The 17,734-nt window shown below is 41.4% G+C and carries 14 protein-coding genes, 1 tRNA gene and 1 pseudogene (1 of these 16 running past the window's edge); 8 read left to right on the top strand and 8 right to left on the bottom strand.

The features are described from left to right. Window positions 1–52: 52 nt before the first annotated feature. The 3 genes and pseudogenes from ACYIB7_RS05945 to ACYIB7_RS05935 all read right to left on the bottom strand — a co-directional run bounded on the left by ACYIB7_RS05945 (window position 53) and on the right by ACYIB7_RS05935 (window position 1,128). Window positions 53–457 carry a hypothetical protein gene (locus ACYIB7_RS05945; RefSeq protein ID WP_480338329.1) on the bottom strand — a complete coding sequence of 135 codons (405 nt, stop codon included), beginning with the start codon at window positions 455–457 and terminating at the stop codon, window positions 53–55. Window positions 458–468: 11 nt separating this feature from the next. Beyond that, a pseudogene (locus ACYIB7_RS05940) lies at window positions 469–675 on the bottom strand (GNAT family N-acetyltransferase); the annotation flags it as partial. A gap of 12 nt (window positions 676–687) precedes the next feature. Beyond that, a complete protein-coding gene (locus ACYIB7_RS05935) occupies window positions 688–1,128 on the bottom strand; it encodes a GNAT family N-acetyltransferase (protein WP_200817964.1) in 441 nt (146 codons plus the stop codon). A gap of 459 nt (window positions 1,129–1,587) precedes the next feature. On the opposite strand from ACYIB7_RS05935, the gene ACYIB7_RS05930 reads away from it, so the two are divergent. Beyond that, window positions 1,588–3,081, top strand: a complete 1,494-nt coding sequence (locus ACYIB7_RS05930) for a Fic family protein (protein ID WP_103983765.1) — start codon at window positions 1,588–1,590, stop codon at window positions 3,079–3,081. A gap of 192 nt (window positions 3,082–3,273) precedes the next feature. Here the strand turns inward: ACYIB7_RS05930 and ACYIB7_RS05925 are convergent. Continuing rightward, window positions 3,274–3,358 (bottom strand) — tRNA-Ser (locus tag ACYIB7_RS05925). A 177-nt stretch (window positions 3,359–3,535) separates the two neighbouring features. Between ACYIB7_RS05925 and ACYIB7_RS05920 the strand changes: the two genes are divergently transcribed. After that, window positions 3,536–3,997, top strand: a complete 462-nt coding sequence (locus tag ACYIB7_RS05920) for a methylated-DNA--[protein]-cysteine S-methyltransferase (RefSeq protein WP_103983755.1) — start codon at window positions 3,536–3,538, stop codon at window positions 3,995–3,997. A 269-nt stretch (window positions 3,998–4,266) separates the two neighbouring features. After that, window positions 4,267–4,512, top strand: coding sequence for a hypothetical protein (locus ACYIB7_RS05915; protein WP_480338328.1), 246 nt, complete (start codon window positions 4,267–4,269; stop codon window positions 4,510–4,512). 238 nt (window positions 4,513–4,750) lie between these two features. On the opposite strand, the gene ACYIB7_RS05910 is transcribed toward ACYIB7_RS05915, so the two are convergent. After that, window positions 4,751–5,305, bottom strand: coding sequence for an NADH peroxidase (locus ACYIB7_RS05910; RefSeq protein WP_099463115.1), 555 nt, complete (start codon window positions 5,303–5,305; stop codon window positions 4,751–4,753). Window positions 5,306–5,488: 183 nt separating this feature from the next. Here ACYIB7_RS05910 and ACYIB7_RS05905 point away from each other — a divergent pair, with 183 nt between their 5' ends. From ACYIB7_RS05905 to ACYIB7_RS05895, 3 genes are all read left to right on the top strand, one after another. Beyond that, window positions 5,489–6,547, top strand: a complete 1,059-nt coding sequence (locus ACYIB7_RS05905) for a class I fructose-bisphosphate aldolase (RefSeq protein ID WP_455628190.1) — start codon at window positions 5,489–5,491, stop codon at window positions 6,545–6,547. A gap of 179 nt (window positions 6,548–6,726) precedes the next feature. Next, complete coding sequence (metA, locus tag ACYIB7_RS05900) at window positions 6,727–7,659, top strand: homoserine O-acetyltransferase MetA (protein ID WP_099463117.1); 933 nt, start codon at window positions 6,727–6,729, stop codon at window positions 7,657–7,659. 7 nt (window positions 7,660–7,666) lie between these two features. Further along, window positions 7,667–9,487, top strand: coding sequence for a peptidase U32 family protein (locus ACYIB7_RS05895; RefSeq protein WP_480338327.1), 1,821 nt, complete (start codon window positions 7,667–7,669; stop codon window positions 9,485–9,487). Between the two features lie 13 nt (window positions 9,488–9,500). Here the strand turns inward: ACYIB7_RS05895 and ACYIB7_RS05890 are convergent, their stop codons facing one another. Together ACYIB7_RS05890 and ACYIB7_RS05885 are read right to left on the bottom strand one after the other, a co-directional pair. Continuing rightward, a complete protein-coding gene (locus tag ACYIB7_RS05890; RefSeq protein WP_103983759.1) occupies window positions 9,501–9,968 on the bottom strand; it encodes a WbuC family cupin fold metalloprotein in 468 nt (155 codons plus the stop codon). Between the two features lie 84 nt (window positions 9,969–10,052). After that, a complete protein-coding gene (locus tag ACYIB7_RS05885) occupies window positions 10,053–10,541 on the bottom strand; it encodes an SPOR domain-containing protein (RefSeq protein ID WP_099463120.1) in 489 nt (162 codons plus the stop codon). Between the two features lie 84 nt (window positions 10,542–10,625). Between ACYIB7_RS05885 and dpp5 the strand changes: the two genes are divergently transcribed. Next, on the top strand, window positions 10,626–12,719 hold the full coding sequence (gene dpp5 / locus ACYIB7_RS05880; RefSeq protein WP_480338326.1) for a dipeptidyl-peptidase Dpp5: 2,094 nt from the start codon (window positions 10,626–10,628) through the stop codon (window positions 12,717–12,719). A 7-nt stretch (window positions 12,720–12,726) separates the two neighbouring features. Beyond that, entirely contained in the window at window positions 12,727–13,347 is a 621-nt protein-coding gene (gene udk, locus ACYIB7_RS05875) for a uridine kinase (RefSeq protein ID WP_099463121.1), read from the top strand. A 159-nt stretch (window positions 13,348–13,506) separates the two neighbouring features. Here the strand turns inward: udk and ACYIB7_RS05870 are convergent, their stop codons facing one another. Then, window positions 13,507–17,734, bottom strand: the 3' portion of a protein-coding gene (locus tag ACYIB7_RS05870; RefSeq protein ID WP_103983760.1) for a multidrug efflux RND transporter permease subunit. It continues 245 nt past the right edge of the window; the window shows 4,228 of its 4,473 coding nt (coding positions 246–4,473); its start codon lies beyond the right edge, outside the window; its stop codon occupies window positions 13,507–13,509.

The following is a 17,734-nucleotide window of genomic DNA, read 5'->3' as shown; positions in this document are numbered from 1 at the left end:
AATAAATCTTGATTATCATTAAATCTCATTTACTTTTGGGCATTTTTACCACTCACAAACATAAAATCCTGATACACAATATCATTTCTTCCGGATCACCTGTATGTTTTCCTTCTGCATCGGATAGTTTCACTGTCGGCAAAAAGAATTTATAACCTTTAGGTTTGCATTCAAATAGTTTAACAACCATATTCAAAGGCCTTACTCCTACATCATTTGTCAAATAAGTTCCAGCTCCATATACATCATGCAATCTTCCATCCACAAATTCTTTAATCTTACGTATATTATCCAAATCTAATGCATCACTATAAACAATTGTCTTTGTACGAGGATCTATACGTTTTTTTCTATAATGTTCTATCGCTTTTTGAGTAAACACGAAAGGGTCACCACTATCCATATATTCTTTCAAAATACCCACAACCTTGTCCTGCACTTCATAAAAAAACGACAACGTGTGCCAGGTGAAAAACCAACAATCTGTAACTGTTGATTAACAGCCACAATAAAATAGTGTGTCTTTATCATCTCTCCTATTTTAGAGAGATCACCTCCACACGATGCCCAGTCTTCCACTTCCTCCTGTGAGTAATCTCGTCTATTAATGGTCAATACAGTATTTTCACACAACTCCTTTATCTCTGTAATATCATTGGGTGTAGCCTGTCGAATGAAAAATAGACATCATAAACATCGTTTCATTTTAAGGATTGGAAATGGTTTTCCCTGCTCATCTGTCTCTTTACGTTCAAATACTTCGAACCCGATATGACTGTAAAATCCTATGGCTTGCGGATTTTGTTCATTTACATCAACGTACTGTACGCCATATTGGGTAACAGCAAGAGTTATGAGTTCTTTGCCGATACCTTTACCAAAGCAATCAGGCAATACAAAGAGCATCTCAATTTTACTCTCCTCGATACCCATAAATGCAATAGGTTTGTGGGTATCCTCGACAACTATAAGAGTTTCAATGTTAGATAAGCCCATTTTTACAAACGGAATGAGCTTTTGAATATCCTCTTTTGTCAAAAAATGATGTGTAGCACGTACCGATGCCTCCCACAGAGAGATCAATGCATCAATTAATATATCTGTTCTGTTTGGATTTATAGTAATCATATTTTATCCTTTTAAATTAAAGCACTTTCATAAATATCTCGTTTTACAGGCTTCTTTTGCACTGCAATTCTTTTTCTATAATTATTTTGAAAAGCTCTTTAAACCCTGAAAAATCAATCTCATTCATATATTCATTGAAATTCACCATATCATAATCCGCTTATATCTGCAAAGATATAGTTTTCATTGTCATAAATAGTTAGAATGTTAGTAAATTATTATGCCGAGGTGCGAAGAGCGGAAGACGATAGGTCAAAGGTAGTGCTCTTCCTCTGAACACCAATTTTTTTATAACCTGCGGCTCTAAAAAACATTTCCAAAAGATTTGGTTATTAGAACTATGGAATTATATTTGCATAATATACGTGTAGTACAACACAAACATAAGCGTGTTTTGTTTTTTTAATTATCACGTGTAGGGCAACAGATATATTTACGTATTCTAATACAGTTCAAACAATGGCAACAATAGCTGAATTATTAGCATCCTCTTTGGCCGCACTCAAAAAAGTACAGCAGGATGGCAATTTCATGATTATAAAAGGAGGAGAACTATCACCAACTCATATGAAGCGGCTTATGGCTAACAACTTCCTGAAGCCTATTATAAAAGGATGGTATGTGGTTACTGATCCGAGGACACTACCCGGCGACAGTACTGCCTGGTATGCTTCGTTTTGGAACTTCATTGTCAGATATGCCACTGAACGCTATGGTAAAGAGTGGTGTTTGTCCGCAGAACAATCACTGGCTATTCATAGTGGCTCATCCATCGTTCCTGCACAGGTCTTAATTAGAGCTCCAAAAGGAAACAACAATGCCATTCAGTTGATACCCCCTACTTCGATTTTTAATCTCGGAGCGGAACTACCATCAGTAATTGATAGCAATAATCAATACGGACTCAATCTCTATTCACTCACTGAAGCTATTATTGTTGCAACTCCCTCTATGTATAGCAATGATCCGCTAACGATGCGTACAGCATTGGCAATGGTGGGCGATGTGTCGGGTATTCTCAAGATATTGGTCGATACAGGACAGACAATCCGTGCCGGAAGAGTGGCCGGGGCTTTTCGCAATATAGGAAGGGCCGATTTTGCCGATGAGATCATGAGTACAATGAAGCGAATAGGATATGATGTCCGTGAAGATGATCCGTTTGCAGAAGTTGTAAAAGTAAGCCGATCCCCCTCTCCATATGCTACGCGCTTAAGGTTGATGTGGCAAAATATGAGGGACGATGTTTTGAGTAACTTCAGCCGCACTAAGTCTAATCTCTCCCCTCAGCAATTCTTGGAACAAATGGAAACGCAGTACAAACTGGATGCTTATCACTCCTTGTCTATTGAGGGGTATCGGGTAACAGACGAGTTGATAAACAAAGTCAAAAGTGGAGCTTGGAAACCGGATGGAGACGATGCGGATTCCAAAAATGCTCTTGCGGCACGCGGTTATTGGCAGGCATTTCAGAGTGTCAAAACAAGTATCTCGGATATATTGAACGGTGCAAATAATGCAGAGGTAGTAGAACGAGATTTATCGGTATGGCACAGCGAAATGTTTATGCCGTGTGTTACGGCTGGCATTATTAAACCGTCCGATATTGTAGGTTATCGCTCCCATCAGGTTTATATTCGTAACTCAATGCACACTCCACCGAATCCCGATGCGCTACGAGATGCTATGAGAACATTGTTTGAGCTACTGAAAGAAGAACCCGAAGCCAGTGTGAGAGCTATATTAGGGCATTTTGTATTTACTTATATCCACCCTTATATGGACGGTAATGGTCGTGTAGGACGATTCTTAATGAATACAATGTTAGCATCAGGCGGTTACGATTGGTTGATTATTTCAGTAGAGAAGCGGGATGAATATATGGTTGCTCTTGAAAAAGCAAGTGTAGCAGGTGATATAGTGCCCTTCACAAAGTTTTTATCAAGCATTTAACAACAAAAAATAGTATGATAAATTTCAATGAATATAATGAATATATTGGTAACGATTTAGTAACACTACTTTGTCCAAACGGGGCATTTTCTTGTCCTTTTCTTGTCTGTCGACAAAACGAAAAAAGTCCCGTAAAACCTTGATTTTACGGGACTTGTCTTAACTTTTCCACTATTTGTCTTTAGTGTTCAGCGGAGAGATAGGGATTCGAACCCCAGGAACCTCTCAGTTCAACGGTTTTCAAGACCGCCGCAATCGACCACTCTGCCATCTCTCCAATACTAGTTCAAGGATTGTTCCTTGTTCTTATTTCGGGTGCAAAGGTAATAATATCTCCTATTAGTTCCAAATATTTCAAACTATTTTTTTGACAGAAAAGAAAACATATCTGTTTTTTATACTCAAAAAATAGACTTACTTTGTAAGATTAGTTTAACTATAAAAGATAAGGACAATGAACTATTATTATTCATACTCTACTCCGGTCGGACAACTGGAAATTCAAGCAGATGAAAATGCGGTTACACGGATTGCCTACTCATCATACCCAAATCAGGCAATATATAAAGAAACACCTTTGATAAAAAAAGCCTTTCAACAAATCGAGGAATATTTTGCAAGAAAAAGAACGGCTTTCGATTTGCCGTTGAATCCCAAAGGAACTCCTTTCCAAAAGAAGGTCTGGACAGTATTAACTACTATACCTTACGGAGAAACGTGGAGTTATAAACAAGTAGCCGAAGCTGCTGGCAACCCTAAAGCCTGCAGAGCAGTCGGAATGGCTAATAACAGAAACCCTATTTCCATTATCGTGCCTTGCCATCGTGTAATAGGAGCAAATGGAAAATTAGTTGGATATGGAGGCGGATTACCTGCAAAAGAATATCTGCTTAATCTGGAAAAAGAAAAGAAATAAACATAAAAAAAGAAGCCATACAACCTCCTTTTTGCAAAGTATCATAAACTCAACAGAAATGAGAGCTGAAAATTTATTCGGAACACTACTACTACTATCCCTTAGTGCAATCAGTTTAGATCAATAATGTTACGCAGGAAACCAGATACGGTTATTCGTTTAATCATAGCACTACTTATACAGATAATCTATGCATCCCCCGGAAAAGATGCATCCCGGTTACTCTGAAAGGATTTATCCCCAGCCAACAAGACAACTCCTATGACTACATGAAGGTATTCAGTTCTTTTCCGTACGAAGGCAAGTCCACAGACCATGTATTCCCGGATACCAATTACAGCAACGGAACGGTTAACGATTATACGTTCGCATTGTATGATGCTGAAGAAAAAACATTCGAAATTCCTTTCGCTTTGAATGAGAATAACATCATCACCTTACTGCGAAAAAAGAACGGGGTTTATACCATGGAGGAGCATTCTCTTTTTGTAACCCAGGAAGTCCTACAAGTTTAATATTCGAATACTGATAAAATAATAGTTATTTTTCAAGAAGCAGCTCCCGTAATTTATCAGGCAGAGAAAGGAATTCTTTTATTTTTTTATCGGGACAAAAAAATAGTTTCATCAGGATGAAAAAATAGTTTTATCGGGATGAAACTAAATATATGACATATCAGACGGTTGTCAAAAAAGGGCATCTTATAAAAGATGCCCTTTTCAAAATTCATTTTGTAGCCTGTATTCCTACAAATTACTTTTTAAAATAGCGATTGTATAAACCTTCAAACCCTTTGCCGTGACGAGCTTCATCTTTACACATCTCATGTACTGTGTCGTGGATTGCATCCAGGTTTTGTTGCTTAGCCAGTGTAGCAATACGCTTTTTATCTTCACAAGCGCCGGCTTCTGCTTCCATACGTTTTTTAAGATTTGTTTTTGTATCCCAAACAACATCGCCTAACAGTTCTGCAAATTTAGCCGCATGCTCAGCTTCTTCCCAAGCATAACGTTTAAATGCTTCAGCCACTTCAGGATAACCTTCACGATCAGCCTGACGACTCATAGCCAAATACATACCGACTTCGGTACATTCTCCCATAAAATGGGCATTTAAACCTTCCAATATAACAGGATCAACACCTTTTGCAACACCTAATACGTGTTCGTCAACGAACTTCAATGCGCCTTCGCTTTCTACCAACTCTTTAAACTTGCTTTTAGGCTGTTTACATTGAGGGCAAAATTCAGGAGCTTCGTCACCTTCATGTACATAACCGCATACTGTGCATATCCATTTTTTCTTCATCGCTGTGTAATTTTTTATTGGTTATTATATAAAATGATTGGTTTCCGTTGACAAAATTAACTAAACAATCGAAAACAAAAGAACTTTCCCAATAGATTTCTTCTATATAGTAATTGATAAAAACTATAAAACTTATTTTCCTTTTACGCTGTTACTAATATATAGAAATAAATATATAATACTATGGATACTTCAAAAATCAAAAGCCTTCTTGGCGACAAAAGCGAGTTTTATCTAAACCATTCTTGTAAAACGATAGACAAATCTCTTATACATATACCCTCTCCTACGCTAATCGACGACGTTTGGATTGCTTCGGACAGAAACATCCAAACATTAAACAGCTTGCAAGCAATATTGGGACATGGTCGGTTGGCAAACACCGGTTATGTTTCCATTTTACCGGTGGATCAAGGTATAGAGCATACTGCCGGAGCATCTTTTGCTCCGAACCCTCTCTATTTTGATCCTGAAAACATTGTCAAACTAGCCATTGAAGGCGGTTGTAATGCTGTTGCCTCTACTTTTGGGGTATTAGGTAGTGTTGCCCGAAAGTATGCACATAAAATACCATTCTTAGTAAAACTTAATCATAATGAGCTGTTAAGTTACCCTAACACTTACAATCAGATCATGTTCGGAACGGTTAAAGAGGCATGGAATATGGGAGCTGTAGCCGTAGGTGCTACTATTTATTTCGGGTCACAGGAAAGTAGGCAGCAATTGATACAAGTAGCCGAAGCATTCGAATATGCACACGAATTAGGAATGGCTACCGTTTTATGGTGCTATCTACGCAATAACGCTTTCAAAAAAGACGGAGTAGACTATCACGAAGCCGCTGACCTGACAGGACAGGCTAATCATTTGGGTGTTACCATCAAAGCTGATATTGTAAAACAAAAACTTCCTGTCAACAACGGAGGTTTTACAGCTATCAACTTCGGTAAAATAAACCAAAAGATGTATACGGAGCTAACTACCGAACATCCTATTGATCTCTGCCGCTATCAGGTAGCGAATAGCTATATGGGGCGCGTCGGTCTGATTAATTCCGGTGGCGAATCACATGGAGCTTCCGATCTGAAAGATGCAGTAGTTACTGCTGTTGTAAATAAGCGTGCCGGCGGCATGGGGCTTATAAGCGGTCGTAAGGCTTTTCAGAAATCTATGAAAGATGGCGTCGAATTACTCAACGCTATACAGGATGTTTATCTTGATCATGAAATAACAATTGCATAGTCAAATAGCCAATCCATCATAAAAGCTGTCTTTACCAGACAGCTTTTTTATTACGTACCTAAGTCTAAACCACCACCTTTATCTATGAAGTTCATCATCAAATAAAAACCAGCTATCTCTAACTTGTCAACTCTCAACTAATTTCTATCTTTGTAGCTTCAAACAAATACAAAAATATCATGCCTTTAAATTTACAGAAAAACCTACCGGCTATTGAGCTGCTGAAAAAGGAACACATTTTTGTAATGGACTCTCTCAGGGCTTCGGAACAAGATATCCGCCCATTGCGTGTTGTCGTTCTTAATCTGATGCCACTTAAGATAACTACAGAAACGGATCTTATCCGCCTACTTAGTAATACACCATTACAGGTAGAACTGGATTTTATGAAGATAAAAGGACATACTCCTAAAAATACACCGATCGAGCACATGCAGGAATTTTACAAAGATTTTGACGATATTGCTGCAGATTACTACGATGGTATGATTATAACAGGTGCCCCGGTAGAACAAATGGCTTTCGAAGAGGTGGCCTACTGGGATGAAATTACCTGCATATTCGACTGGGCACGAACTCATGTTACTTCTACACTTTACATATGTTGGGCAGCTCAGGCTGGTCTTTACCATTTCTATGACGTACCCAAATATGATTTACCAGCCAAAATGTTTGGCGTATTCCGTCATACATTGCGTGAACCGTATCTGCCGATATTCCGGGGATTTGACGACGAATTTTATGTACCACACAGCCGTCATACCGAAGTCCGGCGCGAAGACATCCGTAAAGTACCTGAATTAACACTTCTTTCAGAAAGCCAGGAATCCGGTGTTTACATGGCAATGGCACGTGGAGGCCGGGAGTTTTTTATCACCGGACATTCAGAATATTCGCCATATACATTGAATGACGAATATGTGCGTGATATCAACAAGGGTTTATCAATCTCCGTTCCCCGCAATTATTACCGCAACAACGATCCGGCCCAAGGTCCTGTTGTACGTTGGCGGGGACATGCAAATTTGCTTTTCACCAACTGGCTGAACTATTACGTTTACCAGGAAACACCATTCCGTATAGAAGATATTAAAAATTTAGGAAGTCTCTGATCTGTTTATGCGTACGATAGAATTACTTGCTCCGGCTAAAGATTTAACTTGCGGTATCGAAGCTATTAACCACGGAGCCGATGCCGTTTACATCGGAGCTCCAAAATTCGGCGCCCGTGCCGCTGCAGGAAACTCTTTAGAAGATATCAGTGCATTATGCGATTATGCTCACATTTACGATGCACGCATTTATGTAACACTCAATACGATACTAAAAGAAAACGAATTAAAGGAAGCCGAACTTCTCATTCGCCAGTTATATGATGCAGGAACCGATGCACTGATTATACAAGATATGGGAATCACCCGGTTGGATATACCACCAATTCCCTTGCATGCCAGTACGCAAACAGACAACCGTACTCCCGAAAAAGTCAAATTCCTACAAAATGCAGGATTCTCCCAAGTTGTGCTTGCACGAGAACTGTCACTTAATCAGATCCGCTCTATCTACGAACAAACCAGCGTTCCCTTAGAAGTTTTCGTACATGGGGCTCTTTGTGTAAGCTATAGCGGTCAGTGCTATCTGAGTGCTGCCCTAAGCGGGCGCAGTGCAAACCGGGGCGAATGTGCCCAATACTGCCGCCTCCCTTACACATTAGTAGATGCTGGTGGCAAAATAATAGCAAACAATAAGCACTTGCTATCGTTGCGAGACATGAACAGATCCGAAAATCTTGAAGCTTTGATAGAAGCAGGTGCCTCATCTTTTAAAATAGAAGGACGCCTGAAAGACGTAAGTTATGTAAAAAACATCACTGCTTTTTACCGTAAAAAGCTGGATGATATTTTATCCCGTCATCCGGAATACCGCAGGGCATCCTCAGGAATGAGTTCATTTTCCTTTGAACCGGCCGTAGAAAAAAGCTTCAATCGTGGCTTCACTCCTTTTTTAACAGAGAAACGAACAGATGATATAACGGCTTTCGATACTCCAAAATCATTAGGCGAACCAATAGGGACAGTAAAAGAAATAAAAGGAAACTCATTTACCATAGCCGGATTAAAACAACTCAACAATGGTGATGGCCTGGCATTCTTTAATTCACGGGGAGAGTTGGAAGGCTTCCGTGTAAACCGCGTAGATGCAAACAGGGTTTTTCCATTAGAAATGCCCGCACTTCTCCCTAAAACACCTATATACCGGAACTTCGATCAGGCTTTTGAAAAACAACTTTCCAAACCTTCGGCAGAACGAAAACTCGCTACCTATATTTGTTTCTCTGATAACTCATTCGGTTTTTCTCTGGAAATGAGCGACGAAACCGGAGCCCATATTCTCGTCACCCGTCCATTTGAGAAGGAGGCAGCACGGCGCGACCAACAAGATAACATCCGTACCCAATTAAGTAAATTAGGCAATACGCCTTTTGAAACATCCGAAGTAGAAGTAAACTTATCAGAGAACTGGTTCGTTCCTTCTTCATTACTTGCAGATATGCGTCGTGAAGGAGTAGAAAAATTATTAGCCTGCCATCGTATTCGATACCGCCGCGAACTATCAAAATGCACTACGAATGACACGCCTTATCCGGAGCATTCGCTTACCTATTTGGGAAATGTAGCGAACAGTCTGGCCGAAGCGTTTTACAAGACACATGGAGTAACACAGATAGCTCCTGCATTTGAGCTTGCCCCACAAAAAGACGTGCCGCTAATGTTTACAAAACATTGTATCCGTTTTTCAATAAAGGCATGTCCTATTTTTCAAAAGCCCACATCCGTTTTCAAGGAACCATACTACCTTTTGTATAAAGATACCCGCTTACGTTTACAGTTCGACTGCAAGAACTGCCAGATGCTTGTGTATGCTGATAATAAGCAATAGGGCAACATATATTTTAAAGAGCCGCTGCCAATTTCTGCATATATAACCGTACAGCTTCAGCTTCCTCTACTGCCGGACTCCAAGGAGCCATATTTTCCGGGCTTAAAGGTGCGAACGGACCCTGCTTTACTTCGTATATAACCGATCCGCTATCAAGTACCAACAATCCGTGCCACACACCGGCCTTTATCTCGGCACCATATATTCCAGCAAGAGGATCAAGGACAAGTGTATCTGTGATTTCTCCAGTTTCATCAAAAAGAAATACGGCAACCCGCCCACGCAAAAGAAGAAATATTTCATCTTTTGCAGGATCCAAATGACGATGAGGACGTAAATAAGTGCCCGGTTCCATCGCATTAAGCAAGCGGTTAACCGGATCATCCAGCTTTTCATGAAAGTTATAATTCATTCGCATGCGGGGCGATTGTTTGGCTTTTGCCGTTATTTCGTCCAGCAATATTGTGTTTATGATTTTCATAATTGAACAATAAAGGTTTTACATTTAATAAAAAAGCCATTTCAAGATCATTTGAAATGGCTTTTTTATTAATATTATATTTTATCAATACTGTCTTTCCAGCAACCAGGCATCCTGGAAGTTTGGAGCATATTTGGATTTAATAGCATCGCGGCTGTCAGCAGCATCAGCTTTATTGTCGAAACTGGCAACAATGACACGGAGCATACCTTGTTCGTTTTCACCTAATACGGCATTGTAACCATCTCTCTGCATGCGTTCCTTTAATGAGTAAGCATTGGTACGATTCTTAAAACTGCCAATCACAACGCTGTAACGTTTCAAACGGCTGGCATCTTCGCCTTGTGCAGCATTAATTCTTTCCGTACGCGTAGTTGCCGATGATACCCGCGGTTTTGACACCGGAGTAACGTCTTCAACAACTTCAGTATCTTCTACTACCTCAACAGGAGCCGTGGTTTCTTTTTCCTTAGCTTGTTCATAAGCAGCTTTGTACGCACTCTGTTTAGGTTTACATGAGCCAAGTGCTAATACCATACTTATTGCGGCTCCAAATAACCAAATCTTATTCATACTGTTCAGTTCTTAAATTAATTACGCAAAGATATAAATTATATTTAGTACTTTCGCACTCATAACATAATATTTATAAAGTACATGAATAAAACTATCGGAACAATGGTTATGGCAACATCCGTATTGTTAGGTGCTTGTACACAAGAGGCTAAAAAGGCCGACAGTGAAGCTCCTCTTATCGGACGTTCGGAAATTAAAGTGCCGTCCGGACGTATGACACCGGAGACACTTTGGGCTATGGGACGTATTGGCGATTTTTGTGTTTCGCCTGATGCAAAGAAAATCGTTTATACTGTGGCCTATTACAGCGTGCCTCAGAATAAAAGCAATCGCGAAGTCTTCGTGATTAACGCAGACGGATCAGACAATAAACAAATCACATCAACACCGTATTCGGAAAACAATGCCGTATGGATAAAAGGAGGAACCAAAATCGCCTTTCTATCTTCTGAAAGTGGAAGCAGCCAGCTTTGGGAAATGAATCCCGATGGAACCGACCGTAAACAGCTATCCAAATATGACGGCAATATCGAAGGCTTCGCCTTCTCACCCAATGAGAAAAAGATACTCTTTATATCTCAGGTAAAAACAGTAAAAAGCTCAACCGACAAATATCCTGATTTAGACAAAACCAGTGGTATCATTATTACAGACCTGATGTATAAACACTGGGACGAATGGGTAACAACTGCGCCCCATCCTTTTATTGCCGATTTCGACGGTAATACCATCGGTAATGTTATCGACGTGATGGAAGGCGAATTGTTTGAAAGCCCTATGAAACCTTTTGGCGGCATTGAACAATTGGCATGGAATACAACATCGGATAAGATTGCCTATACCTGCCGCAAAAAGACAGGCAAAGAATATGCCTTCTCCACCAATTCGGATATATATGTTTACGATCTGAATACGAAACAGACAAGCAATATTACCGAGGGCAATATGGGCTATGACACGAATCCGCAATACTCGCCCGATGGCAAAAGTATCGCCTGGCTAAGTATGGAGCGTGATGGCTACGAAGCCGACCAGAACCGTCTTATGGTAATGAATCTGGAAACCGGAGAGAAGAATTTTATCAGCAAAGACTTCGATTCCAACGTTAACGAATTCTGTTGGAGCAACGACTCTAAGAACATTTACTTCACGGGTATATGGCACGGAGAAATACAAATATATTCTGCCGATGTAGCCGCTTGCTCCGTAAAACCTGTTACCAGTGGAATGCACGATTACAGTGCTGTTGCCCTGTTTGGCGACAAACTGATAGCCAAGCGGCAATCAATGAGTATGGGTGACGAAATCTATGCCGTTAGCCTGAATGGCGAAGCAACACAGATAACTTCCGAAAACAAACATATCTATGACCAGTTGACTATGGGTAATGTGGAAGAACGCTGGATGAAAACAACTGATGGAAAAGAGATGCTGACATGGGTAATCTATCCCCCGCAATTTGATCCGAACAAGAAGTATCCTACTTTACTCTTCTGCGAAGGCGGCCCTCAAAGTCCGGTCAGCCAATTCTGGTCATATCGTTGGAACTTCCAGATAATGGCTGCCAATGATTATATTATTGTTGCACCTAACCGTCGCGGTCTGCCAGGTTTTGGAATGGAATGGAACGAAGCAGTTAGTGGCGATTATGGCGGCCAGTGCATGAAAGACTACTTCACAGCTATCGATGATATGAGCAAAGAGCCGTTTGTAGATAAAGACAACCTTGGATGCGTAGGCGCCAGCTTCGGGGGATTCTCCGTGTATTGGCTCGCCGGACATCACAACAAACGTTTCAAAGCATTTATAGCTCATGATGGTATTTTCAATATGGAAATGCAATATCTTGAAACAGAAGAAATGTGGTTCGCCAACTGGGATATGGGTGGCGCTTATTGGGAAAAAGATAATAAAACAGCACAAAATACATTTGCCAATTCCCCGCATAATTTCGTGGATAAATGGGATACGCCAATCTTATGTATTCACGGAGAAAAAGATTATCGTATTCTTGCCAATCAGGGAATGGCAGCTTTCAATGCAGCTGTTCTTCGAGGCGTTCCGGCCGAATTGCTGATCTTCCCGGACGAAAACCATTGGGTGCTCAAGCCACAAAATGGTATTCTATGGCAGCGCACTTTCTTTGAATGGTTAGACAAATGGCTGAAAAAATAAAGGAAGTATGCTCATTATAGGTATCGCCGGCGGAACCGGTTCGGGTAAAACCACCGTAGTACGTAAAATTATAGAGAGTCTGCCTGAGGGAGAGGTTGTCCTGCTTCCTCAGGACTCTTATTATAAAGACAGTAGCCATGTTCCTGTGGAAGAACGTCAGAATATAAATTTCGACCATCCCGATGCTTTCGAATGGTCGTTGCTATCCCAGCATGTGACGATGTTAAAAGAAGGAAAGAGCATAGAACAACCTACCTATTCTTTTCTTACATGCACCCGTCAGCAGGAAACCATTCATATAGAACCACGGGACGTGATAATAATAGAAGGCATTTTAGCGTTATGCGATAAGAAATTACGCAATTTAATGGACTTAAAGGTTTTTGTAGATGCCGATTCCGACGAACGTCTGATACGTGTAATCCAGCGTGATGTGGTAGAACGCGGCCGTACGGCGGAAGCCGTAATGGAGCGTTACACCCGTGTTCTTAAACCTATGCATTTACAATTCATAGAGCCTTCCAAACGTTATGCAGACCTTATTATTCCGCAAGGTGGCAATAACAAAATAGCCATAAATATTCTGAGAATGTTTATCGAAAAGAACTTAAACTTGAAAAACAGATAAGAAAAGAGGCCTCTTTTTTGTGCAAAGTGTTTGGAGTTATAACTCCAAACACTTTGCACCCATAACTCCAAACACCTTGCACCCATAACTCCAGACACCTTGCAAGCATAACTCTAAACACTTTGGAGGCATAACTCCAAACTCTTTGGAATTATCCGGTCAATATCCTCCGCCCAAAGCTTTATACAAATAAACAACGGCAAGCAATTCGTCCAATACGGCATTATTCAGACCTACCTGCGCATCAAAATAACCACGCTGTGCGTCCAGCACATCCAGATAACTGATAACTCCATTAATATATTGCAATTGTGCCAGCTCCAGATATTTACGTGCCGAAACTTCCAACCGTGCACGCGAAGCCCGTATTTCTTTCACCTTATGAATAGTCACAATAGCATTATTCACCTCCTTAAAGGCTTCCAATACACTTTTCTGGTAACCATATAATTCTTGTTCATAACGGGCTTTCGCCACTTTCACTTTTGCTTTATTTTTTCCCAGGGCAAAAAGGGGCTGCACAAGATCTCCGACAATAAACCAGGCCGGGCTCTTTATAAGATTGCTTAATTCATCACTTTCAAAACCCAGGTTGCCGGTAAGACGGATTTTAGGAAATAGATCCGTACGGGCAACCCCTACCCGTGCATTTGCTTCTCGTAATTGCTGCTCAGCCCGGCGCATATCCGGACGGCGTTCGAGCAATGAAGAAGGAAGGCCTACCGGCAAAGTCTCGGGCAAATGCTGGCAGCTAAGAGACAGTCCTTGCGGCGACTTGAATGTATATTCGCCTAACAGCACGGCAAGATCATTCTCCTTCACCTTTATTTCACGTTCCAGACTGGGAATAAGAGTTTCTGTTTTTGCCAATTCCACCTGTGCCTGATTGTAGGCTGTTTCAGATGTGAGGCCTCCTTCATACCGGAGCTTAGCCAACCGTACACCTTCGCGACGTGCCGCCAATGTTTGCTGTACAATATTCAGCTCCCTGTCAAGAGCACATAATTCATAATAATTAGCGGCTACCTCGGCTACAAGTGTTAGTTTTAAAGCACGCTGGGCTTCTACAGATTGCATGTAGACAGCAATATCCGCTTCATTCGCCCAACGAAGATTTCCCCACAAATCCAGTTCCCACGACAAAGCTAACTTTGCTCCATATTCAGGATCAGGCTTGGGATCATCACCTCCATAGTTCAGTTTTTCTTTCTGCCCGTATAGCCTGGCATCTACCTGCGGAAACATATTGGCAAAAGAGATACGTTTAGCTGCAATCATTTCTTTCACTTTGGCTGCAGCGATCTTCATATCCTTATTATTTTCCAAAGCCTTATTTATCAGCTCCTGTAAAGTGGAATCAGTATAAAGGCTCTGCCAGGGAATGTCCGAAACGGATGTACTGTCGGCTCCTGTCTCTATTTCCGCCGGAAGATTCAATTCCGGGCGGGCATACTTTTCTCCTATTTTACAGGAAGACAATCCAACCAGAGAAACTGCCAGTACAGCTATGCAATAATGACGTTTAAGAATACGTGCCATACGCAGTTTTCCTCGTATCCTATATATCAATACAAAGAAGAAAGGAACCATCACAATACCTACCGTAATAGCAACCAACATACCAAAAAACACGCCGGTACCTATACTATGACGGGAGGCCGAACCCGGACCGCTTGCCAATACCATAGGCAACATTCCCAGCACGAATGCCAATGAAGTCATCAGGATCGGACGAAACCGCAACTGGGCAGCATGTATGGCAGCCTTCACTACATCCACACCCGAATCGACCTGCACTTTAGCAAATTCTACAATCAGGATTGCATTTTTAGCCGCCAACCCAATCAATGTAACCAAGCCTATCTGAAAGTAAACATCATTTTCCAGTCCCGTAATCCATACACCAAGATAAGCACCTAAAGCGGCTATAGGCAAAGACAACAAAACGGCTATAGGCACAATCCAACTTTCATATTGGGCAGCCAGAAACAAAAAGACGAACAGAAAAACCAATGCCATCACGAAACCGGTTTGTCCTCCTGCCTGTTTCTCCTGATAAGACAGACCGCTCCACTCCAAACCTATATTTTCCGGCAAATGCTCGCGGGCAATCCGTTCCATAGCAGCCATCGCTTCACCGGTACTGTATCCTGGAGCTGCAACTGCATTGATTGACGAAGTAGAAAACATATTGAAACGTTTAATTGTACCGGGACCGGTTGTATACTGTGTTGTTCCCAACGCCGTAAGCGGTACCATGGCTCCGTTTTTGGCACGTACAAAAAACAAACCTATATTATCCTGAGTAGCACGATAAGGTGCTTCCGCCTGGATATATACACGATAAATACGGTTAAACATATTAAAATCGTTCACATATACAGACCCCAGATAAGCCTTCATGGTAGAGAATATATCAGACAACGGAATACCCAGGAACTTTGCCCGGTCGCGGTCAACATCAAAATACAACTGGGGTATCTCGGATTGCATTGCAGACGAAACACCTTGCAACTCCGGTGCTTTCGATGCATAATAAAGAAATGTATCGGTAGCACTAACCAGATTATCCCATGTAGCATCCCCACGGGCTTCCAGTTGCATTTCCAAACCGCCGCTTTCGCCCAAGCCGGGTATGACAGGCGGACGATTAAAATAGGCTTTTATCTCGGGATAATAGTAAAACTCTTTACGGGCCGCCGTCATTACATCCTCTACTTTCATTTCAGAAGATTTGCGTTCTTCCCAAGGTTTCAAAATAACGGTAAGGGTAGCCCGGCTTTGGGATGTTCCTATACGGGGACTACTACCGGTAACATTTTGTACATAGGCAACAGCCGGATGATTTTCAAAGAATTCAATGGCACGGTCAGTCACGTGGCGCATACGCTCCAAAGTTGCGCCTTCCGGCATTTCTAATTCAACCGTAAAGAATCCCTGGTCTTCTTCAGGAATGAAACTGGTAGGCAAAGCACGGTTCAATATAAAAATAGCAACCAACACCATACCGAAACCTGCCAAAACACGACGGGGATTACGGATTACTTTCCGCAATAATCTTGTATACGACTTATTCCCTTTGGCTAACCAGATATTTATCTTACGAAAAACAAAAGGTTTCTTTTTATGGGACGGACGTAATAATATAGCACACATAGCCGGACTCAAAGTCAAGGCAACCACTGTCGAAAGTAATACAGAGACCACAATCGTTACCGAAAACTGACGGTAAAGCTGTCCTGTTATCCCGCCAAGAAAGCTAACAGGCACAAATACAGCAGCCAACACCATAGAAGTTGCAATCAAAGCCCCCGATAATTCACGCATGGCAATATGAGTTGCTTCGCGTGCAGATAACTTTTGTTCGGCCATAATACGTTCAACATTCTCTACTACTACTATAGCATCATCCACTACGATACCAATGGCCAGAATCAAACCCAACAGAGTCAACATATTTAAAGAGAAACCCAATATTAGCATAAAGCCGAATGTTCCGATCAAAGATATAGGAACAGCAATTGTCGGTATCAGAGCCGCACGCCAGTTTTGTAAAGAAAGGAATACAACCAGAATCACTAAAAACAGGGCTTCAAAAAGAGTTTTATATACTTCATGCACTGATTGCGAAATATATTCCGTCATATCGAATGGGAAATTGTATTCCAGACCCTCCGGGAAATTCTTGCTGATCTCTTTCATAACGGCTTTTACATTATCGGCAACCTCCAAAGCATTGGCCCCCGGAAGCATATAAATACCCAGGATAGCTGCATTTTTACCGTTAATTCCACTCTCGGTCGAATACGAAGATGCTTCCAGAGAAACACGGGCGACATCACGCATACGCACAATAGAACCGTCCGGATTAGCACGTACAACAATATCTTCAAATTCTTTTACCGTAGAAAGACGGCCGGGAGCTGTTATCGGCAATGTTATGTCGACGTCCAATACAGGCTGTTTTCCTAACTCTCCGGCAGCCGACTCCCGGTTCTGATCCTTCAGGGCATCTTGCAGATCTTTCACGGTCAGTCCCATATTAGCCAAACGGTCAGGATACACCCATATCTGCATACCATAATAACGGCTGCCAATATTCGACACACGGCCTACCCCTGGAATACGACGTAATACATCCAATACATTAATCGTAGCAAAGTTGCTAAGATAAATTTCATCAAATTTCGGATCGTCCGACATCAAACTCAGGGTCATAAGTTGACTGGGAGCCTGTTTTTCAATAGTGATACCATTTTGTATAACTTCCGTTGGCAGACGGCTTTCGGCCAGTTTTACCCGATTTTGTATTTCAACAGCCGCCAAATCCGGATCGGCCGATACGTCAAAAGTAACAGTGATACTTAATCCTCCCGAATTAGAACTA

The organism is Parabacteroides sp. KHUB-03, from assembly GCF_056640975.1.
This window is presented reverse-complemented; position numbering and strand designations above follow the sequence as displayed.

Coding starts and splice junctions, on each gene's coding strand:
- ACYIB7_RS05935 (WP_200817964.1), bottom strand. CDS start 1,128: ATGATTACTATAAATCCAAACAGAACAGATATATTAATTGATGCATTG.
- ACYIB7_RS05930 (WP_103983765.1), top strand. CDS start 1,588: ATGGCAACAATAGCTGAATTATTAGCATCCTCTTTGGCCGCACTCAAA.
- ACYIB7_RS05920 (WP_103983755.1), top strand. CDS start 3,536: ATGAACTATTATTATTCATACTCTACTCCGGTCGGACAACTGGAAATT.
- ACYIB7_RS05915 (WP_480338328.1), top strand. CDS start 4,267: ATGAAGGTATTCAGTTCTTTTCCGTACGAAGGCAAGTCCACAGACCAT.
- ACYIB7_RS05910 (WP_099463115.1), bottom strand. CDS start 5,305: ATGAAGAAAAAATGGATATGCACAGTATGCGGTTATGTACATGAAGGT.
- ACYIB7_RS05905 (WP_455628190.1), top strand. CDS start 5,489: ATGGATACTTCAAAAATCAAAAGCCTTCTTGGCGACAAAAGCGAGTTT.
- metA (WP_099463117.1), top strand. CDS start 6,727: ATGCCTTTAAATTTACAGAAAAACCTACCGGCTATTGAGCTGCTGAAA.
- ACYIB7_RS05895 (WP_480338327.1), top strand. CDS start 7,667: ATGCGTACGATAGAATTACTTGCTCCGGCTAAAGATTTAACTTGCGGT.
- ACYIB7_RS05890 (WP_103983759.1), bottom strand. CDS start 9,968: ATGAAAATCATAAACACAATATTGCTGGACGAAATAACGGCAAAAGCC.
- ACYIB7_RS05885 (WP_099463120.1), bottom strand. CDS start 10,541: ATGAATAAGATTTGGTTATTTGGAGCCGCAATAAGTATGGTATTAGCA.
- dpp5 (WP_480338326.1), top strand. CDS start 10,626: ATGAATAAAACTATCGGAACAATGGTTATGGCAACATCCGTATTGTTA.
- udk (WP_099463121.1), top strand. CDS start 12,727: ATGCTCATTATAGGTATCGCCGGCGGAACCGGTTCGGGTAAAACCACC.